Below are 9,217 nucleotides of genomic sequence, written 5' to 3' on the forward strand. Positions count from 1 at the left end.
AAGCGTCATTGACCTGCAAGCGCGTCACCCGCGTCACAGTGGCTGCAACTTTCGCTCGACAACCGCAAATTAACACGAGGTTTCGTTAACGTAGGGTTTCGGCTTGATCATGTCAAGGGTCTTGCTCTGGTCGCGCTCCCATGGCGAGAGTGGACGCCATCGGACCAGGGCGCACAGGCCCGCCTAAGATCATCAGGCACCGAAAGTTCGACCTGTGCAAACACTGAAAGTTTCGGAACCACACCAAGGAACCACTGAGGAGTTGCGCCGTGACCACAGAACCGGCACACAAGCCATGGCAGGACCCGGCGCTACCCGTCGCTGAGCGCGTCGACGCGCTGCTCGCCGCGATGACCCTCGAGGAGAAGATCGGCCAGCTCGGCAGCCGCTGGGTCGGCAACGACATGCAGGACGAAGAGGAGATCGATCCGGAAGAAACCCTCAACGTCGCTCCTATGCAGGACGTTTTCGCGGCTTCTGGCACGATACCCCTGGAAGACGCCAGCAGGCACGGACTCGGCCACCTGACCCGGGTCTACGGGAGTTACCCCCTCACTGCCGTCGAAGGCGCCGCCGAGGTCGTACGTCAGCAGCACATCGTCCTCGCCAACTCGCGCCTGAGCATTCCCGCGATCGTTCACGAGGAGTGCCTGACCGGCTTCACCACGTTCGGCGCCACGGTCTATCCGGCCGCGATCGCCTGGGGCGCCACCTTCGATCCCGAACTGGTCGAGCGGATGGCCGCCGCGATCGGCCGCGACATGGCCGCGGTGGGCGTGCACCAGGGCCTGTCCCCCGTGCTCGACGTGGTGCGCGACTACCGGTGGGGCCGGGTCGAGGAGACGATCGGCGAGGACCCGTACCTGGTCGCGCTGCTCGGCGCGGGTTACGTGCGGGGGCTGCAGAGCTCGGGCGTGATCGCGACCCTCAAGCACTTCGCCGGCTATTCGGCGTCGCGCGGTGCCCGAAACCACGGACCGGTGCCGATGGGCCGGCGCGAGCTGCTCGACATCATCCTGCCGACCTTCGAGACCGCGATCCGCGAGGCCGGGGCCGGTTCGGTCATGAACTCCTATTCGGACATCGACGGCCTGCCCGCGGTGGCCGACCCGTGGCTGTTCACCGAGCTGCTGCGCGACCGCTGGGGCTTCACCGGCACGGTCGTCTCCGACTACTGGGCCGTGCCGTTCCTGGCCACCACCCACCACGTCGCCGAGAACATGACCGACGCCGGCATCCAGTCGCTGACCGCGGGCATCGACGTCGAACTGCCCGACACGCTGGGCTTCGGCACCGATCTGATCGGCCAGGTCGACGAGGCGCTCATCGACCGGGCCGCCCGCCGCCTGCTGACCCACAAGGTCGAGCTCGGCCTGCTCGACGCGGACTGGACGCCGGAGAAGTCGGTGGCCGCCGCCGCGACCACCGACCTGGACTCGGCCGGCAACCGGGCGCTGGCCCGCGAGATGGCCGAGCGCTCGATCGTGCTGCTCGACCCGGGCACCGCGCTGCCGCTGGCCCCCGGCCTGGCCCGGGTCGCGGTGGTCGGACCGGCCGCGGCCGACCCGCGTACGTTCATGGGCTGTTACGCCTTCCCCAACCACGTGCTGCCGCGCTATCCCAAGGCCGGGCTGGGCATCGACGTGCCGACTTCGGTCGACGCGCTCAGGTCTGCCCTTTCCGGCACCGAGGTCGTGTACGAACAGGGCTGCGCGGTGATCGGCGACGACAAGTCCGGGTTCGCCGCCGCCGTCGAGGCCGCCCGGGGCGCCGACGTGACCGTGGTGCTGGTCGGCGACCTGGCCGGCCTGTTCGGGCACGGCACCTCGGGCGAGGGCTGTGACGCCGAGGACCTCCAGCTGCCCGGCGTGCAGGCCGACCTGATCGAGGAGCTGCTGGCCACCGGCAAGCCGGTCGTCGTGGTCGTGGTCTCCGGACGCCCGTACGCGCTGGGCAGTTTCGCCTCGCGCGCGGCCGGGCTGGTGCAGGCGTTCATGCCGGGCGAGGAGGGCGGCGCGGCCATCGCCGGGGTGCTGACCGGCGCGGTCAACCCGGGCGGCAAGCTGCCGGTGCAGATCCCCCGGCACGCGGGAGGCCAGCCGAGCACGTACCTGCTGCCCTCGCTGGGCGCCGAGAACACCGGGGTCAGCAACCTCGACCCGACGCCGCTGTTCGCATTCGGCCACGGCCGCTCGTACACCAGCTTCGAGGTCGACGACCTGCGGCTCGGCGCGACCGAGGTGCCGACCGACGGCGAGTTCACGGTGACCGTGCGGGTCCGCAACACCGGCTCGCGGGCCGGCGACGAGGTCGTGCAGCTCTATCTGAAGGACCTGGTGGCCCAGGTGACCCGGCCGGTCAAGCAGCTGACCGGCTTCGCGCGGGTGCCGCTGGAGGCGGGCGAGGCCAAGGACGTGACCTTCACGGTGCACGCCGACCGCACCGCCTTCACCGGCCGCGACTTCTCCCGCGTCGTCGAGCCCGGCGAGCTGGACGTGCTGGTCGGCACGTCGGCCTCCGACCTGCCGTGCACGGGCCGGGTGCGGCTGACCGGCTCACTGCGCGTGGTCGGCGACCGGGACCGCCGCCTGGTCACCCCGGTCACGGTGGAGAAGGTCTAGCCGGGCCAGCTCGGTGCGCGACCGCACGCCCAGCCGGGCGAACACGTTGCGCAGGTGATGATCGATCGTGCGGGGGCTCAGGTGCAGCTGCTGGGCCACCTCACGGTTGGTCGCCCCCTCGGCCACCAGCTCCGCGATCCGCTGCTGCTGAGCGGTGAGCGGGGCCCGGCCGATCGGGCCGATCCGTTCCCCGGCCGCCCGCAACTCGCGGGCGGCCTGCTCGGCCCACGGCCCGGCCCCGAAGTGGTGGAACGTCTCCACGGCGCGGCGCAGATGGTCGCGGGCCTCGGCCGGCCGGCGGTGGCGGCGCAGGTGACGGCCGTACAGCAGCTGGGTGTGGGCCCGGGCGTAGCCGCCGTCGGCGTCGCGCTCGTGCCAGCCCAGCGCCTCGCGGAAGTAGTCGTCGGCCGCCCCGGCGTCGGTCAGCGCCCGGCACCGGCTGCGCAACGCCAGCCATCCCGGCTGAGCCGTGCGCGCCGCCCAGCGGTCGAACACGTCCGACCGGATCCCGGTCGCCTCGACCAGGTGCGGGGCGATGGCCACCCGCAACGTCATCGAGCCGGTACGGGCCAGCCGCACGAGCCGTCCCGCGGCCTTCTCGGGCTCGCCGTTCATCAGGTCGAGCAGGGCCTCCGACCAGTCGCCCAGACCGGATCCGGGCGGCCGGCCGTGACCCGGTCCGGCGTCGCCCCGGAACGCGGCCAGCAGGCCGAGCAGCGCCAGGTGGGCGTCGGCCAGGTCGGGCCGGCCGGCGCCCCGGGCGATCGCGGCCCCGTCGAGGGCGTGCTCGTGCGCCGCGTCGTGGCGGCCGGCGGCCAGTTCGGCGTACGCGGCCACCTCGAGAGCCTCGGGCACGAGCGGCGCGTTGCCCGCCTCCCGCGCGCTCGTGACGGCCCGCGCGGCCAGAAGCCCGGCTCGGCCGTCGTCGCCGAGCAGGATCCCGGCGTTGGCCGCCCGGATCAGCGCGGCCGCGTCGGTGGTGTGCCCGGCCAGCCGCACCACCTCCCGGAAGTGCGCGAACCCGGCCTCCTCGTCGCCGCTCAGCAGGTCGGCTGTCCCCAGAATGTGCTGCACGGCCAGGTCGGTGACCGGACGGCCGTCGCGGCACCGGGCGGCGGCCTGCCGGGCCAGTCCGGGATAGAGACCCGCGTTTCCCGTACGCCCGCACGCCTCCCCCGCCACCAGAAGCGCCTCGAGGGCGCCCGCCGGGTCAGCCGTCATCAACTCGGCCGCCACCTCGAGAAGCGTGTCCCGCGACTCGGCGGGCGCGCCGCGCGCGTGCGTCTCGGCGATCAGGGCCCGTGCCCGGGCCCGCACCACGGCGTTCCCGGTCGCCTGGCCGGCCCGCCGCAGCAGCGGCGCGGCGTCGCGGGGCCGGCCCGCGGCCAGCGCGGAGCGCGCGGCGGCCAACGCGGCCCCGGCGGCGGCCCGCGGATCGGCGAGGAGGTCGGCGGCGTGCCGGCGGGCCCGGAAGGCCGGCGCGGCCGGGGCGTCCTCGGCCGCCTCGAGAAGCTCGCCGGCCAGGACGTCGTCGGGGCCGGCGGCGACGGCCGCCCGATGCAGCAGGGCGGGCAGGCGGCGGCCACTCCGGGCGAGAGCCACGGCCAGCGACCGGTGGGCCGCGTGGCGCCGGCCGAGGGGCGCGTCGCCGTAGACGACCGTGCGCATCACCGGCGGCGTGAACCGCACCCCGGCCGAGGTGACCTCGACGATTCCGGCGCGCTCGGCGGGTTCGAAGCCGGCCAGAACCGGATCGCCGCTCCCCTCCGCAGCCGCCGGCCGGTCGGCCGGGACGGCGCCCGGGTCAGCCGCGGCCGCCAGGTCGGCCGGGGCCGCGCCCGGGTCAGCCGCGGCCGCCAGGTCGGCTGGGGCCGCGCCCGGATCGGCGGCGGCCAGCAGAAGCAGTCGCCGGGTCAGGTCGGGCAGGGTGGCCAGCAGGGCGTGGCCCCGGAGCTGGAGCGCGCAGCCGGGCGGCAGGCCGGCCGGTGGTGGGGCGTAACCGCGGCGCTGGGCCGGGGTCAGGGCGGCGGCCAGCTCGGTGAGGGCGCCGGGATGACCGGCGGCCAGGTCGGCCAGGGCCGTCGCGGTCTCCGGGGCGATGTCGGGAGCACACCGGTCCAGCAGCGCCAGGCCGGCATCCTCGGTCAAGGGGGTCAGCCGCCGCCGGGGCAGGTCGGCCGCGGTGGCCAGGCCGTGGGCGTCGGCGGTGACGGTGGCGATCAGGGCGACGGGCAGGTCGTTCAGACGGCGGGCGACGAGGCGGATCTGCTGCCACGACGCGGCGTCGAGCCGGTCGGCGTCGTCGATCAGGCACAGCACCGGCCGGCGGCGGGCCGCCCGGCGCAACAGGGCCAGCACGCTCACCCCGAGGGTCAGCGGCCCGGCGACCGGCGGCTGCCCGGCGATCACCTCGGTCAGCGGCTCCCGCTGGCGTGGGGGCAGGTCGGCCACGAGTGCGGCCAGCGGCTCGAGCAGGCGCTGCAACCCGGCGTGGGCGAGGCCCGACTCGTCGGCGTGCCCGTCGGCGCGCAGCGTCGTCCACGCCGATCCGGCCGTGGCCGGCGCCTGCGGGTGACCGGCCGCGCGCAGCAGTGTCGTGCGGCCCTCACCCGGGCCGCCGGCCAGCATCAGGGCGCCGCCCCGGCCGTCGGCGGCCGCCGCCAGCAGCGCGCGGATCGCCGCCAGTTCGGCCTGCCGCCCGTACGGGAAGGAATTTTGCACCGGCAGTGCACTATCCATGTCGCGAGTCTGTCGCCGCAGGCCACGGCGGGAAAGACATCGACGCTTACTTTTCGGTAGCTGAAATTTCCGGGATGTTAACAAGGCCGGTGATTTCACCGATGCGCACCGCGCGAAGCTGCACAAACACTGACCGCCATAAATCCCCCATCCCTCGGGAGCGTGTCAGGTGCAGCAACTTCGCAAACCACGCCGGTTCTTCCTCGCCGCGGCACTGACCGCGGTCATGGCCGTCGGTCTCGGCGCCGCGCCGGCTCAGGCCGCCGACAACCCGTACGAGCGGGGGCCGGCCCCGACGACCGCCGCGCTCGACGCGAGCCGTGGTCCCTACAGTGTCGCCACCGAGAACGTCTCCTCGCTGGTGACCGGCTTCGGCGGCGGCACGATCTACTACCCGACCACCACGTCCGACGGCACCTTCGGGGCGGTCGCCATCTCCCCCGGCTTCACCGCCCGATGGTCGAGCCTGTCGTGGCTCGGGCCACGCATCGCGTCGCACGGCTTCGTGGTGATCGGCATCGAGACCAACACCCTGTACGACCAGCCCGACTCGCGCGGCGACCAGTTGCTGGCCGCCCTCGACTACCTGACACGCTCCAGCTCGGTCCGCTCCCGGATCGACACGACGCGACTGTCCGTGGCGGGGCACTCGATGGGCGGCGGCGGCAGCCTCGAGGCGGCCCGCACCCGCCCGTCGCTGCAGGCGGCCGTGCCGCTGGCCCCGTGGAACACGACCAAGAGCTGGTCGACGCTGCGGGTGCCGACCCTGATCGTCGGCGGCGAGAGCGACACGGTCGCGCCCGTCGCGTCGCACTCGATCCCGTTCTACAACAGCATCCCGTCGGCCTCGGAGAAGGCGTATCTCGAGCTCAACAACGCCTCGCACTTCTTCCCGCAGACCACCAACACCTACACCGCCCGCCTCGCGGTGGCCTGGCTGAAGCGCTTCGTCGACAACGACACGCGCTACGACCAGTTCATCTGCCCCGGCCCGTCGAGCACCTCCATCTCGGACTACCGCAACACCTGCCCCCTGGTCTAGAAAGCGCGTGCGGATCGGCCGGCCGGTGGGCGGACCCCGCCGACCGGCCCCGTGCGGTTATTCTGCCGCGGATGAGCGTCAAACGTGGTCGGCCGCCGGGCATGATGGACGTCGCCCGGCTCGCGGGGGTGTCGCATCAGACGGTGTCGCGGGTGCTCAACGAGCATCCGAACGTCAGCGAGCCGACCCGCCTCAAGGTGCGGGCCGCGATCGCCGCACTCGGCTACCGCCCCGATCGGGCCGCCCGCGCCCTGGTCACCGGCACCTCCAAGGTGATCGGCGTGGTCGCGCAGAACTCGTCGCTGTACGGGCCGGCGTCGATGCTGACCGCGTTCGAGGAGGCGGCGCAGGCCACCGGTTTCGCGGTCAACGTGGGCAGCGTGCGCAACCTCGACGAGCGGTCGATCGCCGACGCCGTCGAGCGGCATCTCGACCAGCGCGTCGCCGGGCTCGTCGTGATCGCACCGGTCGCCGGGGCCGGTCCGGCCCTGGCCAAGCTGCCCGGCGACGTGCCGCTGGTGACCATCGACGGCGATCCGGAACGGTCGTCCACGCTGGTGACGGTCGACCAGGTCGCCGGGGCCCGGGCCGCCACCGAGCATCTGCTGGCTCAGGGGCACGACTCGGTGTGGCACATCTCGGGCCCGGCCGACTGGTTCGACGCCGCCGGGCGCATCCAGGGCTGGGAGGCCGCCCTGCGCGAGGCCGGCCGGGAGGTGCCGCCGCTGCTCACCGGGGACTGGAGCGCGGCGTCGGGCTACCGCAACGGCCAGCTGCTGGCCCGCCTGCCCGGGGCGACCGCGGTGTTCGCGGCCAACGACCACATCGCGCTCGGGCTGCTGCGGGCGCTCAACGAGCACGGGCGCCGGGTGCCCGCCGACGTCAGCATCGTGGGCTTCGACGACGTACCGGAAGCGGGTTTCTACAACCCCCCGCTGACGACGATCCGCCCCGACTTCGACGCGGTCGCGACGGCCTCGCTGGAACTCCTGCTCGCCCAGATCGAATCGGGGACCACCGATGCCGTACGCCGGGTCATCCAACCCGCCCTCGTGGTGAGGGAAAGCGTCGCACCTCCGGCGTAGTCTCTCTCGCGTGCCACTCCTGCTCGTCGCCGACGGCAACAGCCTGCTGCACCGCGCCTACCACGCCGGCGCGGGCGACGGCTGGCTCGACGACGACGGCAATCCGATCTGGGCGTTGCGCGGCCTGGTCGGCTATCTGGCCCGTGCCGCCGCGCATCTGCGGCCCGACGCGGTGGTGGTCGGCTTCGACTGCCCTGAGGAATCGGCCCGCCGCACCGACTATCCGGCCTACAAGGCGCACCGCCCCGACAAGGCGCAGGATCTGACCGCCCAGCTCCTGGCCGCTCCGGCCCTGCTGCGCGAGGCCGGGGTGTGCACCGTCGTGCCCCGGGCCTACGAGGCCGACGACGTGCTGGCCAGCGCCGCCGCCGCCGCCCGGGGCAGCGGCTGGCAGTCCGTGCTGATGACCAGCGACCGCGACGCGTTCGCCCTGATCGACGAATCCACCTCGGTGCTGCGCGTGCGCAACGGCGGCTTCGACGAGGCGATGCTGATCGACGCCGCGACCCTGCCCTCCCTCTACGGCGTGCACCCGTGGCAATACCGCGACTTCGCGGCGTTGCGGGGCGACCCGTCCGACAACCTTCATGGCGTACGCCGGTTCGGCGCGACCACCGCGGCCAAGCTGCTCACCGCGTTCGGCACGCTCGAGGCCGCGTGGGAAGCCGGGGTCGCCCTCGTGCGCGACGCTGTCGGAGCCCACGCCGCCACCTCTTTCAGCGACCCCGGCTCCCGCGAGATCGTCGACCGCAATCGCCGGCTGATGAGCATGCGCCACGACCTGGAGATCCCCGACCTGTCGAAGGCCCGCATCCCCCTCAACCGCTTCGTCATGCGGCAGGCCCTGCGAGCCCGGGGCATCAACCTGGGCCCGTCGTTGTGGGCGCTGACCGGCGGCGACCCCCCGACCGCCCCCGACGCGGACCCCACTCCCGAGTTCCGCCCGTGGGTGTTCCGAGGCAGCCTGCAGGCCCGCCGCGAGCCGACGCCGGGCCAGCTCTCCCTCTTCTGATCAGCCCTCTCCTTGTTTTACGACACTTCGTCGGTTAGTTTTGCGACACATAGTCGTATAACCCTGGAGGGATACCCCCATGACTGACCTGGAAGATCGCGCCGAGCTGATCGAACTGCTCGGCCGCTACGCCGACATCGCCGACCTCCGACAGTTCGCCGAGACGCCGGGCAGGGTCTTTCTCGACCCGCTGACCCTCGACTTCGAGTCGGTCACCGCCATGCCCCCGGCGACCGTGCCGCTGGCCGGCTACGTCGAGGTTCTGCGCGCCAGCTTCGCGCCGTGGGCGGCCACCCACCACGTCATCAGCGGCCACGTGATCGAGATCGACGGCGACCGGGCGACGATCCACGCACACGTACGGGCCGAACACTGGCTGCCGCCCCACCTGGCCGGGGACGGGCCCAACCGCTGGCTGGTCGTGGGGTTCTACGACAACGAGGCGGTCCGGACTGCGGATGGGTGGCGCCTCAGCCGGGTCAAGCTCACCGCGGCTTATCAGGAGAACGCCGAGCTGGCTGGGGTGGCCATGGGGTCGGCCTCGGAGGTGGCGGCGACCACTGGGGGACGCGCTGACGGTGGGGCCGGCTACCTGGGGGTAGGCCTGGACGCGCGATAGGCCCATGCGGGCGTAAGACCAGCGGGCGAGAGCGACTCCGGCGGCCATTGGGCTGATGGGACTCCAGCGGATCTGCGGCTCGGGCGGGCCAGCGGCCGG

General features: G+C 73.2%; 6 protein-coding genes. 5 read left to right on the forward strand and 1 reads right to left on the reverse strand.

The window, feature by feature from the left end:
* Positions 1-269: 269 nt before the first annotated feature.
* Complete coding sequence (locus ACZ3I4_RS36760) at positions 270-2,621, forward strand: glycoside hydrolase family 3 N-terminal domain-containing protein (RefSeq protein ID WP_465386710.1); 2,352 nt, start codon at positions 270-272, stop codon at positions 2,619-2,621.
* Here ACZ3I4_RS36760 and ACZ3I4_RS36765 read toward each other — a convergent pair.
* A complete protein-coding gene (locus tag ACZ3I4_RS36765; RefSeq protein WP_465386711.1) occupies positions 2,556-5,360 on the reverse strand; it encodes a helix-turn-helix transcriptional regulator in 2,805 nt (934 codons plus the stop codon). The two genes, ACZ3I4_RS36760 and ACZ3I4_RS36765, sit on opposite strands and share 66 nt — an antisense overlap.
* 226 nt (positions 5,361-5,586) lie before the next feature.
* Here ACZ3I4_RS36765 and ACZ3I4_RS36770 point away from each other — a divergent pair, with 226 nt between their 5' ends.
* The 4 genes from ACZ3I4_RS36770 to ACZ3I4_RS36785 all read left to right on the forward strand — a co-directional run bounded on the left by ACZ3I4_RS36770 (position 5,587) and on the right by ACZ3I4_RS36785 (position 9,118).
* On the forward strand, positions 5,587-6,402 hold the full coding sequence (locus ACZ3I4_RS36770) for an alpha/beta hydrolase family protein (protein WP_465386844.1): 816 nt from the start codon (positions 5,587-5,589) through the stop codon (positions 6,400-6,402).
* A 71-nt stretch (positions 6,403-6,473) separates the two neighbouring features.
* Positions 6,474-7,487 (forward strand): LacI family DNA-binding transcriptional regulator, encoded by a 1,014-nt coding sequence (locus ACZ3I4_RS36775; RefSeq protein ID WP_465386712.1) that lies wholly within the window; start codon positions 6,474-6,476, stop codon positions 7,485-7,487.
* A gap of 10 nt (positions 7,488-7,497) precedes the next feature.
* Entirely contained in the window at positions 7,498-8,499 is a 1,002-nt protein-coding gene (locus ACZ3I4_RS36780; RefSeq protein ID WP_465386713.1) for a 5'-3' exonuclease, read from the forward strand.
* A gap of 79 nt (positions 8,500-8,578) precedes the next feature.
* Positions 8,579-9,118, forward strand: coding sequence for a nuclear transport factor 2 family protein (locus ACZ3I4_RS36785; RefSeq protein WP_465386714.1), 540 nt, complete (start codon positions 8,579-8,581; stop codon positions 9,116-9,118).
* The last annotated feature ends 99 nt before the right edge of the window (positions 9,119-9,217 follow it).

Source organism: Actinoplanes sp. NPDC021490, assembly GCF_055562135.1.

What these genes read in the sequence shown, in the direction of transcription:
- ACZ3I4_RS36765 (WP_465386711.1), bottom strand. Translation starts at nt 5,360, where the DNA reads ATGGATAGTGCACTGCCGGTGCAAAATTCCTTCCCGTACGGGCGGCAG.
- ACZ3I4_RS36770 (WP_465386844.1), top strand. Translation starts at nt 5,587, where the DNA reads ATGGCCGTCGGTCTCGGCGCCGCGCCGGCTCAGGCCGCCGACAACCCG.
- ACZ3I4_RS36775 (WP_465386712.1), top strand. Translation starts at nt 6,474, where the DNA reads ATGAGCGTCAAACGTGGTCGGCCGCCGGGCATGATGGACGTCGCCCGG.
- ACZ3I4_RS36785 (WP_465386714.1), top strand. Translation starts at nt 8,579, where the DNA reads ATGACTGACCTGGAAGATCGCGCCGAGCTGATCGAACTGCTCGGCCGC.